Origin of the sequence: Konateibacter massiliensis (genome assembly GCF_900184995.1) — a bacterium.
Classification (GTDB): domain Bacteria; phylum Bacillota; class Clostridia; order Lachnospirales; family Lachnospiraceae; genus Lachnotalea; species Lachnotalea massiliensis.
The window spans coordinates 458,681-477,615 of the sequence record NZ_LT860099.1; the positions used below are offsets into that span (position 1 = coordinate 458,681).

Below are 18,935 nucleotides of genomic sequence, written 5' to 3' on the forward strand. Positions count from 1 at the left end.
TGACATGGAAAATATTTATACCTTTAAAAATAATAAAAAGCTAAGATATGGTTACACCACAGGTTCTTGTGCGGCGGCTGCCTCTAAGGCAGCTGCCATCATGCTTTTTCGAAAATGTGAAATCAGAAAGATATCGATCATGACTCCCAAGGGGATACCACTGGATTTAGAGGTGCATGATATTAAAATAGAAGAGGATTATGTAAGCTGCGCCATTCAAAAAGACAGCGGAGATGATCCCGATGTGACGGATGGTGCTTTCGTCTATTCCAAGGTTTGCAAAATAAGTAAGCCTGAGATTGAAATCGATGGGGGTATCGGTGTCGGAAGAGTGACAAAGCCCGGACTGGAACAGCCAATCGGGAATGCTGCAATCAACCGTGTTCCGCGGGAAATGATTAAGCATGAGATCGAGGAGATTTGCAGTGAGTTTGACTATTACGGCGGTATCCGGGTTGAGATAAGCATACCAAAGGGCGTAGAGCTTGCAAAACGAACCTTCAATCCAAGATTAGGAATTGAGGGTGGCATTTCGGTACTTGGAACGAGTGGAATCGTGGAGCCGATGAGTGAGGAGGCTTTGGTAGAAAGCATTAAAATCGAGATGAGAATGCTGAAAGCTTGGGGCTGTGAGCATATGCTCGTAACACTCGGCAACTACGGAGAAAATTTTACAAGCAAGGAACTAAGCGTTAATATCCAAAACGGTATCAAATGCAGTAATTTTATCGGCGAGACCATCGACTATGCGGTGGAGCTGGAGCTGAAAAGCCTTATGTTTATCGGGCATATCGGTAAACTTGTGAAGGTGGCAGGCGGTATTATGAATACCCACTCCAGAAATGCTGATTCAAGAATGGAAATTATGGCGGCTTCGGCGCTTCGGGCAGGCATATCGGTCAAGGGAGCCGGGAAAATACTGGACTGTATCACGACAGACGAAGCAATTGCTATTTTAATAGAAGAAAAAATACAAAGAGAAACGATGGATTTATTGGCAGAAAAAATACAGTTTTATATGAAAAAACGTGCGTATGACAGGCTGGAAATTGAAGTGATTGTCTTTTCCAATGAATACGGATTATTGAGTAAAACGCGTAGAGCAGACGAGTTGCTTGCAAAGATAGATGCCGCTCAAATCAGAAAGGACAGATAATGGCAGGAATGTTATATGGAGTAGGAGTAGGACCGGGGGATCCCGAGCTTTTGACGATAAAGGCAGTGAGAATCATAAAGGAAAGCGATGTAATCATCGTTCCGGGAGAGATGCCGCAAAGCAGTGTCGCATACAAAATAGCGGTTCAGGCGGTGGATTTATCAGACAAGGAGATTGTGGGTGTGTCCATGCCGATGACGAAGGACGAGGCTGTGCTAGAGCAATCTCATCAGGCAGCGGCCGATATCATTTTGCAGTATTTAAAGGAAGGAAAGCAGGTAGCCTTTTTGACGCTTGGAGACCCTTGTGTCTATTCTACCTATATTTATGTGCATAAAAAAATTCAAAATGCAGGAGGGCAGGCGGGTATCGTGAGCGGTATTACATCCTTTTGTGCGGCGGCAGCACTTGTAAACGACAGTCTGGTAGAAAAGTCAGAGCCTCTTCACATTTTGCCTGCATCCTATGATATCGAGGGCGCTTTGAAGCTTAGTGGGACAAAGGTGCTGATGAAATCGGGAAAGAAGATGACTGCGGTAAAAGAGGCACTTCTGACACATGACCTGCAAACCGTTATGGTGGAAAATTGCGGGATGGAGAATGAAAAGGTATTCTATGGCGCAGAAAACATTGACGAAAATGCAGGATATTATTCATTAATTATCGCAAAAGAGAAGTAGGAGGGAAAGCATGGTACATTTTGTAGGAGCCGGATCGGGCGCTGTGGACTTGATTACAGTGCGTGGACAAAGGCTGATTCAGGAGGCAGACGTCATCATTTATGCCGGATCTCTTGTCAATAAAGAACTGCTGGAATACAAAAAAGAGGATTGCCAGACCCACAACAGCGCAACTATGACATTGGAACAAGTCATAGAGGTAATGAAGGAAGCGGACGAAAAAGGCAGGACGACCGTGCGTCTTCATACGGGGGACCCGTCCATTTATGGAGCGATTCGGGAGCAGATGGATGCCTTGGACGAGCTTCATATCGAGTATGATTACTGTCCGGGCGTCAGCTCCTTTTGCGGTGCGGCTTCGGCTTTAAATTTAGAATACACCCTGCCGGATGTTTCTCAGACAGTTATTTTGACGAGGATGGGAGGCAGAACGCCGGTGCCGGAGAAGGAAAGCATTGAAAAACTGGCATCACATCAAGCTACTATGGTGATTTTCTTAAGTACCGGAATGCTTAAGGAGCTTTCAAGGCGGCTTATTGAGGGCGGATATGCAAAAGATACCCCTGCCGCTATTGTATACAAAGCAACATGGCCGGATGAGAAAAAGTTCATATGTACGGTAGGAACGCTTGCTCAGACAGCCGAAGAAAACAAGATTACGAAAACGGCGTTAATTATCATTGGGGATGTGATTGACAGCGAATACAGACGCTCGGATTTATATCATCCCAATTTTGAAACAGAATTTCGAAAAGCAGAGGAGAAAGCATAAGTCATGAAACTAGCGATTGTCTCTTTTACAAAGGCAGGAAGTATATTAAACGACAAGATGGTACGTTTGCTGGAGCCTGCTCACTCCTGTATGGGCTATTACAAGGGACGCTGTGAAGCCGGAGTGGAACTGACGAAAATAGAAGAGGATTTACAGGACTGGTGTGAAAGACAGTTTGCGGATATGGACGGCATTATCTTTATCGGCGCCTGTGGTATTGCAGTCAGAACTATTGCGCCGTTTGTCAAGGACAAGACGAAGGACCCGCTTGTACTTGTTATCGATGAGGGAGCGTCCTTTGTCATTTCACTGCTGTCAGGGCATATCGGGGGAGGCAATGAGCTTACCTTAGAGATCAGCAGATTGTTGCAGGCGACTCCGGTGATTACGACCGCAACGGATATAAATGGGCGTTTTGCGGTGGATGTATTTGCAAAAAGGGAAGGGCTTTTTATTACTGATATGAAGATGGCAAAAGAGGTGTCTGCTGCTGTGCTAGAGGGGCAGAGGATAGGTTTGTCAACCCGCCTTCAGATTGAGGGAGAAATTCCGAAAGAACTTGTATTACCACCTGTCTCTGACGTGGTGATGCCTTTTGACGTATTCGAGCTTAATTTGGCAAACGACGATGAAAATACGATTGATACAGGGATTTGCATATCTTATGACGAGGAAAAACCTTTTACCAATACACTAAACCTGATTCCGAAGCGATTTATACTTGGAATTGGTTGTAAGAAAAATATTGAAAGCAAAAAGCTTGAAGAATTTTTGTTGAATCTATTGCAGGAAGTACAGATTTCGGTTCATGCAATCAAAACGATAGCCAGCATCGACTTAAAGGTAGATGAGGCATGTATTCGGGCTTTTTCAGATAAATATGAAATACCCTTTGTCACTTATACAGCGGAAGAATTAAAGGCTGTGGAAGGTGACTTTCAAGAATCAGACTTTGTGAAACAGGTAACCGGTGTCGGAAGTGTATGCGAACGATCCGCCATAAAAGCATGTAGGAAGCCTGCAACGCTTTTTATGAGAAAAAGGGCTTATGAGGGAATGACAGCCGCACTTGCAATAGAAGAAGAAACGAGAGGAATTCGATTTGAATAAATTATATGTAGTAGGAATTGGACCGGGAAATTATGAACAGATGACGATTGAGGCAGCACAGGTGCTAAAGGACTGTGATGTTATCGTGGGCTATACCGTATATGTAGACCTTGTAAAGGAGCATTTTTCGGATAAGGAGTTTTTGACAACGCCGATGACAAAAGAGACGGAGAGATGTGAGCTTGCCTTTGAGCAGGCTTCTTCAGGAAAAACGACAGCTATGATATGCAGCGGCGATGCAGGGGTTTACGGAATGTCAGGGCTTATTTTGGAAATCGGACAGCGCTATCCAAACGTGGAGGTTTCCATTGTAGGCGGAGTGACGGCGGCACTTTCCGGTGCCTGCGTGCTTGGTGCTCCGCTTATCCATGATTTTGCGGTTATCAGCTTAAGCGATTTGCTGACCCCGATGGAAAAAATAGAAAAAAGGCTGGAATGTGCGGCACAGGCGGACTTTGTTATCTGCCTATACAATCCGTCCAGCAAAAAACGCCACGACTATTTAAAGCGTGCTTGTGATATCGTATTGAAGCATGCCGATTCAAATACCGTTTGCGGCTATGTCAAAAATATAGGGCGTGAAGGAGAAGCTTCTGTTATCCTTACGCTAGGAGAATTGCGGGAATGTGAGGTAGATATGTTCACAACCGTCTTTATCGGAAACTCTCAGACAAAGGAAGTTGGCGGCAAGATGGTAACACCGAGAGGATACAAGAATGTGTAAAGTAATTATTTTTGCAGGAACAACAGAGGGGAGAGAGCTTTCTGAATATCTAGACAGGCAGAAGGTGAGCACGATGGTATGCGTTGCCACAGAATATGGGGAAAGTCTGCTCAAAAAATCGGATTATCTCTCGGTATCAGGAAAAAGACTGACCGAAGAGGAGATGGAACAGCTTTTTGAGACAGAAAAGCCTGTTGTGGTGGTGGATGCAACTCACCCCTATGCGACGGTAGTGTCTGCTCATATCAAGGAGGCGTGTAAGGCAAAAAATACTGCGTATATCAGGCTTCTTCGAGAGGAAACGAAGCAAAGCGAGACAAAGTCTGATCTTGTCTATGTCGATTCTGTTGCGGAGGCTTGCGCATATCTGGAGGATAAGGCAGGCAATGTATTTATCACAACAGGAAGCAAGGAATTAAAGGAATATATGAAGCTGTCCGATTACAAGGAACGGACCTATGCCCGTGTTTTGTCAAGTAAGGAGGCAATGCAACAGGTTATGGAGCTTGGTTTTGAGGGAAAGAACCTAATCTGCATGCAGGGACCTTTTAGCGAAGAAATGAATTATATCATGCTGAAGGAGATAAATGCCAAATATTTAGTGACAAAGGAAGCGGGAAGAGCGGGGGGCTTTTTGGAAAAGATAAATGCGGCAAAGCGCCTGAATATCACGTCGATTGTGATCGGACGCCCAAAGGAGGAAGAGGGATTTTCCTATTTTCAGGTTGTGAAACATTTGAATGAAATGTTTTCTCTAAAATCAGAACCGAGGGAAATATCTGTGGTCGGAATCGGGATGGGAAGCTTGGCGCAGATGACAAGAGAGGCGGAACATGCTGTTCGGGAAGCCGACGTAGTGTTTGGTGCGAGCCGTATGCTTGAGACGGTGGAGGAGTTTGGAAAGCCTGCCGTGCCACTTTATAAAAAAGAGGAAATTGATGCGTTTTTAAAGGAGCATTTGGAATATAGAAAAATAGTCGTACTTGTATCAGGTGATGTGGGCTTTTACAGCGCAGCAAGCGGGCTTTCTGACTATTTTGCAGAATATAAAACCTCGTATGTTTGCGGTATCTCTTCCCTTTCCTATTTTTGCGGGAAAATCGCAAAACCGTGGGAGGCAGCGAAGCTAATCAGCGCTCATGGCAGACAGGTAAACACGGTCGATATCGTGCGCAGAAATGACAAGGTATTTTCGTTGATGGGCGGAGACAGAAGTGTTGTTCGTTTGATGCAGGAGCTTTTAGATTATGGCTTTGAGGAGCTTCTGGTATGGGTTGGTGAGAACTTAGGCTATGAAACCGAGAAAATCACCTATGGAAGTCCAAGGGAGCTTGCAGCACTTGAATTTGACAAGCTTTGCGTTGTTTATATCGAGAATCCGAATGCAAGGGCAGATGGAGAGAGAATCAAAGACGAGGCTTTTTTGCGCGGCGACGTACCGATGACCAAGGAAGAGATAAGAACGGTAGCGTTGTCAAAACTGGAATTAGAAAAAGGCTCCATCCTCTATGATATTGGGGCGGGAACAGGCTCCGTTTCTATTCAGGCGGCGCAGAAGGCATATGAGGGTGTTGTCTATGCCGTTGAGAAAAATGCAGAGGGAATTTTACTGATTGAAGAGAATAAAAAGAGATTTCAGGTATCCAATGTCTGGGCAGTCGAAGGAGTGGCACCGGAGGCACTTTGGGATTTACCTGCACCGACCCATGCCTTTATCGGGGGAAGCGGCGGTAAATTGGGTGAAATGATACGTCTGTTGCAGGAGAAAAATCCTCAGATTAAAATTGTTATCACGGCAATTACACTGGAAACGGTTTCGGAGGCAATGCAGGGGATAAAAGAACTTGCAATCAAGGATTATGAAGTGATTCAACTGCAATGTGCGAGGGCGAAAAAGGCAGGTCCTTATCATATGATGATGGGTCAGAATCCTGTGACCGTCATCACGATAGGATAGGAGGACAGCATGCGTATTCCAAGAGTTATGATTGCGGCAGCTTCAAGCGGAAGCGGAAAGACGCTCATTACCTGCGGACTTTTGCAGGCATTAAAAAATAGAGAAAAAAGAGTGACAGCATTTAAATGCGGACCGGACTATATAGACCCCATGTTTCATAAAACCGTATTGGAGCTTCCGTCCAGAAATCTGGACACCTTTTTTACAGATGATAGGACAACGAACTATCTGTTTCAAAACGGGGCGAAAAATAGTGACATATCTGTGATAGAAGGAGTGATGGGATATTACGACGGTGTCGGAGGAACATCTGACCAGGCAAGCAGCTATGAGGTTTCCAAGGTGTTAGATGCCCCTGTTATTTTAATCATCAATGCAAAGGGGATGAGCTTGTCTGCGGCGGCAATGATAAAGGGATTTCTTACTTTTCGGGAGGACAGCAATATAAGAGGCGTGATATTGAATCAGGTATCGCAGATGTTTTATCCGGAACTGAAAAGGGCGATTGAGGCGGAAACCTCCATTCCGGTTCTTGGCTATGTGCCGCGTGTATCAGAGCTTGTACTCGAGAGTAGGCATTTGGGCTTAGTTATGCCGAAGGAAATCAGTCAGATACGAGAAAAGCTGGAAGGACTTTCTCATATCTTGGAGGAGACGCTTGATATAGACAAAATATTTGGCATTGCAGAGCAGGCACCGGAGCTGGAAAAGGTTGAGTATCCGGGTACAAAGCTTGAACATACACCTAGAATAGCGGTTGCCCGTGATGAGGCATTTTGCTTTTATTATGAAGATAATTTGGAACTGATGCAGAAGATGGGAGCTGAGCTTGTTTTCTTTTCTCCGATTCATGACAAGAAGCTTCCTGAATCCATTCAGGGGCTTATGCTCGGGGGCGGTTATCCGGAGCTTTATGCGGCACAGTTAAGCAAGAACCATGAGATGCTAACAAGCATCAAAACATATATGGATAAGGCGAAGCCTGTTTTGGCGGAATGCGGGGGCTTTATGTATCTGCATAATACCATGGAGGATAATGAAAAAAACGCTTATCCGATGGTTGGCGCGATAGAAGGGCAAGCTTACAAAACAGATAAGCTGGGGCGGTTTGGCTATATTGAACTGAGCACAAATAAGAAAGATGCCCTTCTGCCTTTGGAAAAGCAAATAAAAGGGCATGAATTCCACTATTTTGACAGTACAAGCTGCGGAGAAGACTATCAGGCAAAAAAGCCTTTGCGAAACAGGGAATGGAGCTGTATTCACGGCTCAATAAACCAATGTATGGGATTTCCGCATATTTATTATTATTCAAATCCGGAATTTATCTATAGATTTTTAAGTAATTGCAAGTAATGGAGACAAACATGAGTGAACTGATAGAATATGAAAATAAGAAAATAACGCTGGAGGAAGCCTTAACACAAATAAAGCCTCCCTCCCTAAAATCCATGCAGGAGAGCAGAATTCGCTGGGACAGCATTGCAAAGCCGCTTAGAAGCCTTGGAAAGCTGGAGGATGCGGTTGTAAAAATTGCAGGTGTCACGGGAAGCAATGAGGTTGTGCTAAAGAAAAAAGCACTTGTGATTATGTGTGCAGACAATGGCATCGTTGCGGAGGGTGTGACGCAGACCGGGCAGGAGGTCACGGCGATTGTTGCGGAAAATTTTCTGCAAAGGAAAGCCAGTGTAAGTATCATGGCAAGCTGTGCGGGCGCAGACATTTATCCAGTTGATATCGGTATGGTGAAGGACACAAGCATTATCGATAAAAAAGTGGCATACGGCACGAAAAATTTTGCAAAAGAGCCAGCTATGACTGCTGAAGAGGCAAGAAGTGCCGTGATAAACGGTATCCAAATGGTTTATGAGCTGAAGGAAAAAGGATATCATATGATTGCGACCGGAGAGATGGGAATTGGAAATACAACAACAAGCAGTGCCATTGCCTCCGTTCTTCTTGGAAAAAGCGTTGAGGAAGTGACGGGAAAAGGTGCCGGTCTGTCAACGGAAGGTTTAAACCGTAAAATTCAGGTAATCAAGGATGCCCTACTTTTTCACCAACCGGACAAAACGGATATGATTGACCTTCTTAGCAAGGTAGGCGGTCTTGATATCGCCGGCTTGGCAGGAGTATTTCTTGGCGGTGCCTTATATCGGGTTCCCATCGTGATAGACGGGTTTATATCAGCCGTGGCAGCTCTTATAGCGGTGAAGATGAATAGCTTTTCAAAGGAATATATGCTTGCCTCTCACGTATCCAAGGAGCCTGCCGCACATTTTGTGCTTGAAGAGCTTGGACTTGATCCATTTCTCACATGCGATATGTGTCTTGGCGAGGGGACCGGTGCGATAGCTCTGATTCCCATTTTAGATATGGCAGTGGCGGTATACAGCGAGATGAGTACCTTTGAGCAGATAGATGTGGAGGCATATCAGCCTCTTAGTTAATATCATAGGAAATAGAAATGGAGGTGTTTCACATGGTGGCTCTCATAACGGGAGGAAGCGGAAGCGGCAAATCGGAGTTTGCAGAAAATCTGGCGGTAAAATTAAAGGGAAGCTATGAAGCTGTCTATATTGCAACCATGTATCCTTATGGAGAAGAAACCCTGCAAAAGATACAAAGACATAAGGAAATGAGAGCGGGAAAGGGCTTTGAAACGTTGGAATGCTTTTATGGTCTGCAAGATATTGCAGTCCCTCTTCAATCAACCGTCTTGCTTGAATGTATGTCGAATCTGTTGGCAAACGAGCTTTACATGGAGGAGGGAGCCAAGGAAAATGCTGTAACATACATAATGGATGGTATCTTACGCCTTGCGCAGCAGGCAGAAAATCTGATTATTGTATCCAATGAGGTGTTTGGCGATATTGCAAATCCTGATCCGGAAATGGTAAACTATATACAGCAGCTTGGTGTGATTAATCAGGAAATCGGAAAAATGGCGGATGTGATATGTGAGGTTGTTTATTCCATACCAATCTATCATAAGAAAGTGTGAGATAATATGAAAATGATTTGGAGCGGATTTAAAATTTCTTTTTCCATGTATTCAAAAATACCAATGCCAAAAACAGAGTGGAATGAGGCAAACATGAAATATTCCATGTGCTTTTTTCCGCTGATAGGAGCCGTAATCGGTGTCCTTTTGTTTGGCTGGTACTGTCTTTGCGATTATCTGGGCTTTGGCACTATTTTGCGGCTTGCGGGAACTTTGGTGCTTCCCATCCTTATTACGGGAGGAATTCACTTGGACGGCTTTATCGATACGCAGGATGCGCTTAGCTCTTATCAGCCAAAGGAGAGAAAGCTTGAGATATTAAAGGATTCTCATATTGGTGCATTTGCCTTGATCAGCAGCATCGTATATTTTATTGTGCTTGGCGGAGTTTGGAGTGAGCTTGCGAAGGAAGCAGTTTTTGTGCTTTGCTTTGGCTTTATCCTGTCAAGGGCACTGAGCGGCTTTGCGGTTGTCACTTTTGAGCTTGCAAAAGACAGCGGACTGGCACATGCGTTTTCTGATTCGGCGCAAAAAAGGGCGGTTCGGATTGTGATGCTTCTGTTTGCAATCAGCTCCGGCGCCGCGATGGTGGCGATAGGAGGAGCAATCGGAGTGAGTGCTTTGATGTTTGCCATTCTTTCCTTTCATTTTTACCGAGTAAAGGCGTATAAGGAGTTTGGCGGCATCACGGGAGATTTGGCAGGCTGGTTTTTACAGCTGTGTGAGCTTGCGATGGCAGTAGGCACCTTGGTTGGACAAAGCTTTATCGGTAGATAGGAGGCAGCGATGATATTTGTAATAGGCAGTGCATATCAGGGAAAAACAGCGTTTGTAAAAGAGCGCTTTTCAATAAAGGAAGAAGAGATAGCAGACGGTGAGAGCTGCAGCTATGGGGAACTTTATAAGGCTAAGGCGGTCAATCATTTTGAGTGGCTTATTTACCGGCTTATGAAGGAAGAACGCCCAGTTGAAGCGTTTGTGGAAGAGCTTCTTATGAAAAATAAAGAGCTGATTATTATTTTGGCAGAAATCGGAAGCGGTCTTGTGCCTGTGGATGCTTTTGACCGCATTTATCGGGAAAAGGTCGGAAGGACAGGCTGCCTTATCGTGAAATACGCGGATGAAGTATACCGGATTCATTGCGGCATCGGAACGAAGATTTATGAAAAAAAATCAGGACAGGATGAGTCTGAGAGTCCAAGCAAGATTCAGGTATATTTAATCAGACATTCCACGACTAAAGGGAATTTGGAAAAACGCTATGTCGGCAGTACGGACGAGCCTTTGTGTGATGAAGGAATTGAGCTTGCAATGGAAAAGAAGCTGCCGCAGGTTGACAAGGTGTATACAAGTCCGCTGTGCCGCTGTATACAGACAACAGAAATTTTGTATCCGCATCTAAAAAAAGCGATTATTCCGGGGCTTCGAGAGACAGATTTCGGAGTGTTTGAGTATAAAAACCATGTGGAATTGGACGGCAGTGAAGATTATCAAAGCTGGATTGACAGTGGCGGAAAAAGCGGGTTTCCGCAGGGTGAGAGCTTTGAGGAGGCAAATGAAAGAGCGGGTGCAGTATTTCGCTTCATTATAAAAGATGCGTTTGAACATAAGCATGAGAGTATTGCCATTGTGACGCACGGCGGGACGATTATGGCAATCATGTCTCAATTTTCCGGAGAAAAAAGAGACTATTTTGACTGGAAAGCAGGAAACTGCGAGGGATATTTATTGGAGATTGATGGAGGCAGCAAATGTTATCGGTAATACTTGGATTTGTGATTGATATGTTAATCGGAGACCCTTTTGGCAAATGGCATCCCATATGTGCAATCGGAAACCTAATCAGCTTTCTGAAAAAAGGGATTAGAAAAAGGCTGCCAAAAAGCAAGAGCTGGGAGCTTGCAGGAGGAGCGCTTCTTGTCATCGTGACGGTTTCTTTGTCTGCAGCCGTTCCGTTTCTTATTCTCTATCTATGTTTTAGCATCAACCGCTATCTGGGCTTTTTCGTTGAAACAATTATGTGTTACCAGATACTTGCGACAAAATCTCTGAAAACAGAGAGTATGAAGGTGTATCATGCCTTTTTGACAGGAGATACCGAGCAGGCAAGAACAGCGGTATCCATGATTGTCGGAAGGGACACCTCCGTGCTTGATAGGAAGGGAATTGTAAAGGCAACCGTCGAAACTGTGGCAGAGAATACAACGGACGGGGTCATAGCGCCTCTTTTCTATCTTATGCTCGGAGGCCCGGTGCTTGGTTTTGCTTACAAAGCTGTGAATACATTGGATTCTATGGTAGGCTATAAAAATGAAGAGAATTTATATTTTGGAAGAATAAGTGCAAAGCTTGATGATATACTCAATTATATACCGGCTCGCATGTCAGGTCTTCTTATGGTGGCGGCAGCCTTTCTAGGCGGCTTTGACGGAAAACAATCATGGAAAATCTTTGTGAGGGACCGCTATAACCATGCAAGCCCTAACTCTGCACAGACAGAGGCGGCATGTGCAGGTGCATTAAATATCATGCTTGCAGGAAATGCATATTATTTTGGAAAATTATATGAAAAAAAGACAATTGGTGATGATAATCGAGAGATTGAGCCCGAGGACATTAAAAAGGTAAACAAACTAATGTATACAACGGCTCTGTTAGGGCTTATAATAGTTTTTAGTGTCAGATTTTTATTTGCATTGTAAAAGGAGTTATTATGGAAAACGTACACGGCGGAGATATTTATCAATACGAGAATGTAACAGATTTTTCGGCAAACATAAATCCACTTGGGCTGCCAAGGGGAGTGAAGATGGCATTGATGGATAGCATTGACAAAACCGTTCATTATCCGGATATTCACTGCCGAAAGCTCCGAAAAAAACTTGCTTTGGAATATGGGGTGAAGGAGGAATATATCCTCTTTGGAAATGGCGCGGCGGATATTATTTTTACCGTGACTACGGCGTTAAAGCCAAGAAAATCTTTAATTCTTGCCCCTACCTTTGTTGAATATAAGCAGGCATTGCTTGCAGTCGGCTCTAAAGTCGTAAGCTATGAATTGAAAAAGGAATACGGCTTTCAGGTCAGAGAGGATTTTCTCAACTATATCAGCGCAGACTTGGATATGTTGTTTTTGTGCAATCCGAATAATCCCACCGGCGAGGTGATTCCGAAGCCATTTTTAATGCGGATTATTGAAAAATGCCATAGAAATAATGTGCTTCTTGTTATAGATGAGTGCTTCAACAGCTTTTTGGATGACGGAGAGATGCAAAGTGCGATAAAGGAAGTTGCACAGTATGGCAATCTGATTATCGTCAATGCATTTACAAAGCTCTATGCTATGCCGGGTGTCCGCTTAGGCTTTGGCATTGTCAGCAATAAACGTATTCATGAGTTCATTACCCGCTGCTCTCAGCCTTGGAATGTGTCGATATTGGCACAGGAAGCCGGGCTTGCTGCGTTGGAGGAGCGAGGCTATGTGCAAAAATCCAAGGAATTGATAGCAAAGGAGCGTAGCTATCTCATCGAGGAAATAGAGAAGGCGGGCTGTCAAGTATATGGCTCGCGCGCAAACTATATCTTTTTCAAGGCAAAGGCAGGATTGTTTGAGCACTGTCTGAAAAGACAGATTCTCATTCGGGACTGCAGCAATTATGAAGGCTTGGAGGAAGGCTATTACAGGGTTGCGGTGAGGACACACGAGGAAAATGTAAGACTGATAGAGGCTTTGCAGCGTTAGGAGAGGAAAATGGCAAAATCGATTATGATACAAGGCACAATGTCGAATGCGGGGAAAAGCCTTCTCGTAGCCGGCTTGTGCAGAATATTTAAGCAGGACGGCTATAAGGTAGCGCCGTTTAAATCCCAGAACATGGCACTCAATTCCTACATCACAAGTGACGGTCTGGAGATGGGACGGGCACAGGTCATGCAGGCGGAGGCAGCAAAAATCGCACCGCGTGTACAGATGAATCCGATTTTACTAAAACCTACCAATGACGTAGGTTCACAGGTTATTGTAAATGGTGAAGTAATCGGGAACATGAAGGCTGTGGACTATTTTAAATATAAGAAAAAGCTGATTCCGGACATTATGAAGGCGTACCGTGCCTTGGAGGAAGAATACGATATCATTGTGATTGAAGGAGCGGGGAGTCCGGCGGAAATTAATTTAAAGAGCGAGGATATCGTAAATATGGGAATGGCAAAAATGGCGAAAGCTCCTGTGCTTTTGGTTGGTGATATCGATAGGGGCGGTGTATTTGCACAGCTTGTCGGGACGTCAATTCTTCTGGAGGAAGAAGAGCAAGCCATGATAAAAGGTACCATTATCAATAAATTTCGTGGAGATAAAACGATTTTGGAGCCGGGACTTCGTATGCTGGAGGATAAGACAAATATTCCGGTTATCGGTGTGGTGCCTTATATGTATGTCGATATCGAAGATGAGGACAGCTTGAGCGAGCGGTTTGACAAGACAAAACAGGCGGCAAGCATTGACATTGCAGTAATTAAGCTTCCAAGAATTTCGAATTTTACGGATTTTAATACACTGGAACGAATCGATGGCGTGTCACTTCGCTTTGTGAATCGTGTTTCGGAACTTCAAAATCCTGATATGATTATTCTGCCGGGAACCAAAAATACGATGGGTGACCTTTTGTGGATGCGCCAAAATGGGCTCGAAGCGGCTGTTTTAAAAGAGGCGGCAAAAGGAACCGTTATTTTTGGTGTATGCGGCGGCTATCAGATGCTTGGCGAGGAGCTGAGTGACCCTTATGCGGTTGAGGCAGGAGGAGATTTAAAGGGGATGGGACTTTTGCCGATGAAAACAATTTTCAAGGAGCAAAAGACAAGAACACAGGTTGAAGGCAGTTTTGAAGAAATTCAGGGAACACTTGACTTGTTATCCGGTATTTCTCTGAAGGGATATGAGATTCATATGGGTGCCACAACGGCACTAAACGATAAGGTGAAGCCTTTGACCAAGATAAAAGAAGTGAACACGAACCGTCATGAGCATTTTGAAAGATATAAGTGGGAGGGAGCATACCAAAATAACATTTATGGTTCCTATCTCCATGGGATTTTTGATGAGGAGGATGTGACGAGAAAGCTTATTCTGTCGCTTGGAGCCAAGCTTGGCTTGAAGGAGGAGGATATCAAGGCTGTCAATTTTTCCGAATATAAAGAAAAGCAGTATGACAGACTGGCGGATTATGTGAGGGAGAGCCTGGACATGAAACAGGTATACGAAATACTCGAAAAGGGACTGGATTAAAAAAGAAAAAGGAAATGATAAGATGAAAATAGAATTAGAAAACGTACTTCCAAGAGATATTGAGAAAAGAAGCTTTGAGATTATTACCGAGGAATTAAACGGCAGAATACCGGAGGATGAGAAAGCTCCTATCATAAAAAGAGCGATACATACGGCGGCAGATTTTGACTATGCAGATACGCTTATGTTTTCAGAGGATGTAGTAAAAAACACGCTGGAGGCGATCAAGAGAGGTGCCTGCATCGTGACGGACACCCAGATGGGAAAGTCCGGCATCAACAAAAAGTCTCTTGCTAAATTCGGCGGGGAGGTTTACTGTTTTATGTCTGATGAGGATGTTGCCGAGACTGCAAAACAAAATGGAACGACAAGGGCAACCGCGAGCATGGATAAGGCAGCACTCCTTGATAAGGAATTAATTTTTGCAATCGGAAATGCCCCGACTGCTTTGGTCCGCCTCTACGAGCTGATTGAAGAAAAAAAGATAAATCCGGCTCTTATTATCGGTGTTCCGGTCGGCTTTGTGAATGTGGTACAGTCCAAGGAGCTGATTATGAGTCTGGATGTACCATACATTGTTGCACGAGGGCGAAAAGGAGGAAGCAATATAGCAGCGGCTATTTGTAATGCCCTGATTTATATGCTGGATGAGGAGAGATAGAATGAGAAAGTATTGGGGTATAGTAGCGGTTATGTGCATGATTTTGGCGTTTGCCGGGTGTTCTGCTGCTCAGACAAAGGGCGAGGCGGGGACACAGGCTGATGTGACAGAACAGGCAAGTGCTGCCAATGCGGATACTGATGAACAGAAAACAAATGATGCGGCAGGCACCGATGCAGATTTGACAGAGGGGGCCGGAGAAGAGTCTGCGGAAGCTGAGAATGCAGAGGAAGAGTCTGCACGGGAAGAGGAAGCATCAGACGACACGAATGAGCAGGAAGCAGATATTTTGTCTCAGATGGAATTTACAAGCACAGAGGAGGTTGTTTATGTTGCCTCCAATGTAAATCTCAGAACACTTCCAAGCACAGAGAGTGAAATACTCACTGTTTTAAGCAGGGGTACCGAGCTTGTGAGAACAGGTATCTCAAATGAGTGGAGCAAAGTCACATATGGGGATTTGGAGGGATATGTTGCAAGCGAATATCTCGCAACGGAAGAACCAACTTTAAACGGTTCCGGGCATATCATTGCCATCGATGCAGGACATCAGGCGAAGGGAAACAGCGAGCTGGAGCCAATCGGTCCGGGAGCCTCTGAAAAAAAGGCGAAGGTAGCATCGGGAACAAGCGGTGTTGCCAGTGGATTGGCAGAATATGAGCTTACGTTAGCGGTCTCTCTTAAATTAAAGGAAGAGCTTATAAGCCGCGGTTATCAGGTTGTAATGATCCGCGAGACAAATGACGTAAATTTAAGCAACGCTGAGCGTGCACAGATTGCCAATGAGTCAGGTGCAGAGGCGTTTGTCAGAATTCACGCAAATGGCTCGGAAAACAGCAGTGTGAACGGAATTTTGACGATGTGTCAGACATCCTCAAATCCTTATGTAAGTGCCTATTACAAGCAGAGTAAAAATCTGTCTGATGTGGTTTTAAGTGAAATGGTAGCGGCGACAGGTGCTAACAGCAAAGGAATTATAGAGACGGATAGTATGAGCGGCATTAATTGGTGCAATCTGCCGGTAACAATCGTGGAGATGGGATTTATGACAAATCCCACAGAGGACGCCTTAATGGAAACAGATGATTACCAGAATAAGCTTTCTGTGGGAATTGCAAATGGATTGGACCGCTATTTTAGCGGACAATAAGTCGTTATTATAAGGATACCGCTTCCTTCAAGTGATCTAAATATAGCTGACGGAATTCTTTTATCTCACCAAGACCTTTTACGATGGTCTGAACGGAGAAGCCTTCCTGGATAAAACGAGATTTCCAAGAATCTTTCTCGCTTCCGTCCATATCATTTTTGGCATGGTCTCCGGCGACGAGCATAAGGGGAAGGAGCTTGACATTGGTGACATTTTGCTCTTTTACAAGGGAAATAACGTCCTCAAGCTCAGGATAGCCCTCCACAGTGCCCACATAGACATTGGAGTAGCCCTGCTGCCGAAACGTGTAGTCAAGTGCCGGATAGGAGGCATTCGCATAGTGGATGGAGCCGTGGCCCATCAAAACAAGCGCTTCGTCGTCTTTTGGCTTATATTTTTCCATAAGGATAGCAACCGCTTTTTTGTAATCCTCAAAGGAGGAAAGAAGAGGTGTTCCAAGCTTTATGGAAGTAAAATCATCTTTAAAACGACTGATATCGTTTATCATATTATCATTTTCAATGCCGTGAATGATATGAGTAGGCTGGACGAGAAGTTCTGTGATGCCGTCTTTTTTCATTCGCTCCATCGCCTCGGTTACCGTATCGATGGAGATTTGACAGACTGATTGCAGCTTTTTAATAATCATCTGGCTTGTAAATGCGCGATAGATGTGATAATCTGGATAATTCTCCTGGATTTCATCCTCAATCTGTTTTATATTTTTTTCTAACGTATCTAAATAGCTTGTACCAAAGCTTACGACTAAAATTGCTTTCTTGCTTAACATAAAAATCTCCTTAATTTCACTCATTCTCATTCGAGTCTAACATTGTAGAAATATAATGTCAATGCCAAGGAGATAAGAAAGATTGTTTTCCTATTATAGAATAAACGGACGGGTGTCTGCCAATTTTGCAGAAACCGTCCGTTTGCTTAAACATCAAATTTACTGGGAAGTAATTTCTCAATATCAAACTGAGAATTGATTACAAGCCAGATAGGAGAGGAATAAAACATCAAATTCCAAAGTCTGACTCCGTTCAAATTATAGGTTCGTACCAACTCCACCAAAGCATTGATAGTTCTGGCGTCCGTTGTCCAGACAATATGTTCCTCTCCATTTGCAATTGTATAGTTAAAATAAGGGGACTGTGATATTTCATCAAACTGAATGACAGCTCCTGTATCGGAGGCAAGCCTGAGTGCAGAGCTTAAGCTTAAGGAATTGGCATAGGAAAGTCCGGGCGTGTAGGGAAGCCGCCAGTCATAGCTGATTAGGGAGGCACCGGCTGAAAGTTTTTCAGGCTGCATCGTTTGCGTCACATATTCCACTAATGACTTTAATAGTGCAATGGAATTGGCGGGCATGGGGGGACCGTAGTTGACACCCCAGACGAACTGGATAAAAGTAATTCCGTCAATCAATGGGGATAAAGGGCTATAGTCAATTTTTTCAAAGCTCAGTTCGTTACTGACATATTGAGAGTTTGAATTAACAGTTACAAAAAGTAAAAGGTTTTCTTTGTCTAAATCAGTCTTTAAATTGTAGAGAAGAGCTATGTACAAATCAATATTAAGGAGAGTTAAATAATTGAAAATAATATTTAATCCCATATATCCTTTTTGTTTTATAAGAGCAATTGAATTATCAATAAATGATTGTTGGTAGACTTCATTTGAAAGTATGCTGGAAACGGCTTCATAATCCGGTTCACCTTGTGCAGACATGGTAGTAGCCATAAAAAGGGGAATTACACCGTATTCTTTGGAGCGTTGTATGACAATCTCATCATCATAGTAGGTGATGATTTCTCCGCTTACAGTTATTTTATAATTATAGATAGAATTATAGGTTAAATTTGGAAGAGTCTTAAGCAATGTATTGTTGTCAATATAGGGATACATATAGCCTCCTGTAGATATTTTTCCTGAGGTATCGTAACGAATCGTCAATATTCTGTCCGGAGCAATGGGGGTGGTAGCAAGAATGGGGTTGTTTTGAAGCAGCTTCATCTGTGAAACATTGTTTTTTTGGGCAATTGTTTCCAATGTATCACCTGCCACCGTAACATATGTCTGCGCAGGAGGAGCGATGACAATCGCCTGGCCCGGAACAAGAGAGTTTGGGGCGTCTAAATCGTTGTCTTGCATCAGTCTCCTTGACGAAATATTAAATTTACTGGCGATACCGTAGACCGTATCATTGGGCTGAACAACATATATTTCCATAGAAGTATCCTTGTCGTTTTAGTCTTATTATATGCATAATAAATGGGGAATACGATTGATTTCAAGAAAAGAAAGTTATATCTTGTTTGTGGAAGATATCTCTTTTATAATAAGAGGAAAGAACAAAATAGGGTGCCGGTTAACGGCACCCCTTGAATTCATTTAAAAACGAACCATATATCATTTGTCTATTTGCAGTACTGAG

The 18,935-nt window shown here is 43.8% G+C and carries 18 protein-coding genes; 16 read left to right on the top strand and 2 right to left on the bottom strand.

Features of this window, described 5'->3' with window-relative positions; genetic code table 11:
* The first annotated feature begins 4 nt into the window (after positions 1 to 4).
* Genes cbiD through CTY48_RS07975 form a run of 16 tightly spaced genes read left to right on the top strand, consistent with a single transcriptional unit; the run spans position 5 to position 16,498 of the window.
* On the top strand, positions 5 to 1,156 hold the full coding sequence (gene cbiD, locus CTY48_RS07900; RefSeq protein ID WP_099467966.1) for a cobalt-precorrin-5B (C(1))-methyltransferase CbiD: 1,152 nt from the start codon (positions 5 to 7) through the stop codon (positions 1,154 to 1,156).
* Positions 1,156 to 1,836, top strand: coding sequence for a precorrin-2 C(20)-methyltransferase (gene cobI / locus CTY48_RS07905; protein ID WP_099467967.1), 681 nt, complete (start codon positions 1,156 to 1,158; stop codon positions 1,834 to 1,836). The genes cbiD and cobI overlap by 1 nt, the downstream gene beginning before the upstream one ends.
* A gap of 10 nt (positions 1,837 to 1,846) precedes the next feature.
* Positions 1,847 to 2,608: a precorrin-4 C(11)-methyltransferase gene (gene cobM, locus CTY48_RS07910; protein ID WP_099467968.1), complete on the top strand. Its 762-nt coding sequence runs from the start codon at positions 1,847 to 1,849 to the stop codon at positions 2,606 to 2,608.
* A 3-nt stretch (positions 2,609 to 2,611) separates the two neighbouring features.
* Positions 2,612 to 3,718 (top strand): cobalt-precorrin 5A hydrolase, encoded by a 1,107-nt coding sequence (locus tag CTY48_RS07915; protein WP_099467969.1) that lies wholly within the window; start codon positions 2,612 to 2,614, stop codon positions 3,716 to 3,718.
* Positions 3,711 to 4,442, top strand: coding sequence for a precorrin-3B C(17)-methyltransferase (cobJ, locus tag CTY48_RS07920; protein WP_099467970.1), 732 nt, complete (start codon positions 3,711 to 3,713; stop codon positions 4,440 to 4,442). Before CTY48_RS07915 ends, cobJ begins: the two co-directional genes overlap by 8 nt.
* Entirely contained in the window at positions 4,435 to 6,399 is a 1,965-nt protein-coding gene (gene cobK / locus CTY48_RS07925) for a precorrin-6A reductase (RefSeq protein WP_099467971.1), read from the top strand. Before cobJ ends, cobK begins: the two co-directional genes overlap by 8 nt.
* Before the next feature lie 9 nt (positions 6,400 to 6,408).
* Positions 6,409 to 7,755 carry a cobyrinate a,c-diamide synthase gene (locus CTY48_RS07930; protein ID WP_099467972.1) on the top strand — a complete coding sequence of 449 codons (1,347 nt, stop codon included), beginning with the start codon at positions 6,409 to 6,411 and terminating at the stop codon, positions 7,753 to 7,755.
* Between the two features lie 11 nt (positions 7,756 to 7,766).
* Positions 7,767 to 8,849, top strand: coding sequence for a nicotinate-nucleotide--dimethylbenzimidazole phosphoribosyltransferase (gene cobT, locus CTY48_RS07935; protein WP_236354815.1), 1,083 nt, complete (start codon positions 7,767 to 7,769; stop codon positions 8,847 to 8,849).
* A gap of 17 nt (positions 8,850 to 8,866) precedes the next feature.
* Positions 8,867 to 9,403 (top strand): bifunctional adenosylcobinamide kinase/adenosylcobinamide-phosphate guanylyltransferase, encoded by a 537-nt coding sequence (locus CTY48_RS07940; RefSeq protein ID WP_236354816.1) that lies wholly within the window; start codon positions 8,867 to 8,869, stop codon positions 9,401 to 9,403.
* A 6-nt stretch (positions 9,404 to 9,409) separates the two neighbouring features.
* Complete coding sequence (locus tag CTY48_RS07945) at positions 9,410 to 10,180, top strand: adenosylcobinamide-GDP ribazoletransferase (RefSeq protein ID WP_099467974.1); 771 nt, start codon at positions 9,410 to 9,412, stop codon at positions 10,178 to 10,180.
* 9 nt (positions 10,181 to 10,189) lie between these two features.
* Positions 10,190 to 11,167: a bifunctional adenosylcobinamide kinase/adenosylcobinamide-phosphate guanylyltransferase gene (locus CTY48_RS07950; protein ID WP_099467975.1), complete on the top strand. Its 978-nt coding sequence runs from the start codon at positions 10,190 to 10,192 to the stop codon at positions 11,165 to 11,167.
* On the top strand, positions 11,155 to 12,105 hold the full coding sequence (cbiB, locus tag CTY48_RS07955) for an adenosylcobinamide-phosphate synthase CbiB (protein WP_099467976.1): 951 nt from the start codon (positions 11,155 to 11,157) through the stop codon (positions 12,103 to 12,105). The genes CTY48_RS07950 and cbiB overlap by 13 nt, the downstream gene beginning before the upstream one ends.
* An 11-nt stretch (positions 12,106 to 12,116) precedes the next feature.
* On the top strand, positions 12,117 to 13,145 hold the full coding sequence (locus tag CTY48_RS07960) for a pyridoxal phosphate-dependent aminotransferase (RefSeq protein ID WP_236354818.1): 1,029 nt from the start codon (positions 12,117 to 12,119) through the stop codon (positions 13,143 to 13,145).
* Between the two features lie 9 nt (positions 13,146 to 13,154).
* Complete coding sequence (locus CTY48_RS07965) at positions 13,155 to 14,687, top strand: cobyric acid synthase (protein ID WP_099467978.1); 1,533 nt, start codon at positions 13,155 to 13,157, stop codon at positions 14,685 to 14,687.
* 22 nt (positions 14,688 to 14,709) lie between these two features.
* On the top strand, positions 14,710 to 15,348 hold the full coding sequence (locus CTY48_RS07970; protein ID WP_099467979.1) for a precorrin-8X methylmutase: 639 nt from the start codon (positions 14,710 to 14,712) through the stop codon (positions 15,346 to 15,348).
* A 1-nt stretch (position 15,349) separates the two neighbouring features.
* Positions 15,350 to 16,498 (top strand): N-acetylmuramoyl-L-alanine amidase, encoded by a 1,149-nt coding sequence (locus CTY48_RS07975; RefSeq protein WP_236354820.1) that lies wholly within the window; start codon positions 15,350 to 15,352, stop codon positions 16,496 to 16,498.
* A gap of 7 nt (positions 16,499 to 16,505) precedes the next feature.
* Here CTY48_RS07975 and CTY48_RS07980 read toward each other — a convergent pair whose 3' ends face one another.
* Positions 16,506 to 17,288: a sirohydrochlorin cobaltochelatase gene (locus CTY48_RS07980; protein ID WP_099467980.1), complete on the bottom strand. Its 783-nt coding sequence runs from the start codon at positions 17,286 to 17,288 to the stop codon at positions 16,506 to 16,508.
* Between the two features lie 146 nt (positions 17,289 to 17,434).
* A complete protein-coding gene (locus CTY48_RS07985) occupies positions 17,435 to 18,730 on the bottom strand; it encodes a LysM peptidoglycan-binding domain-containing protein (RefSeq protein ID WP_099467981.1) in 1,296 nt (431 codons plus the stop codon).
* Between the last annotated feature and the right edge of the window lie 205 nt (positions 18,731 to 18,935).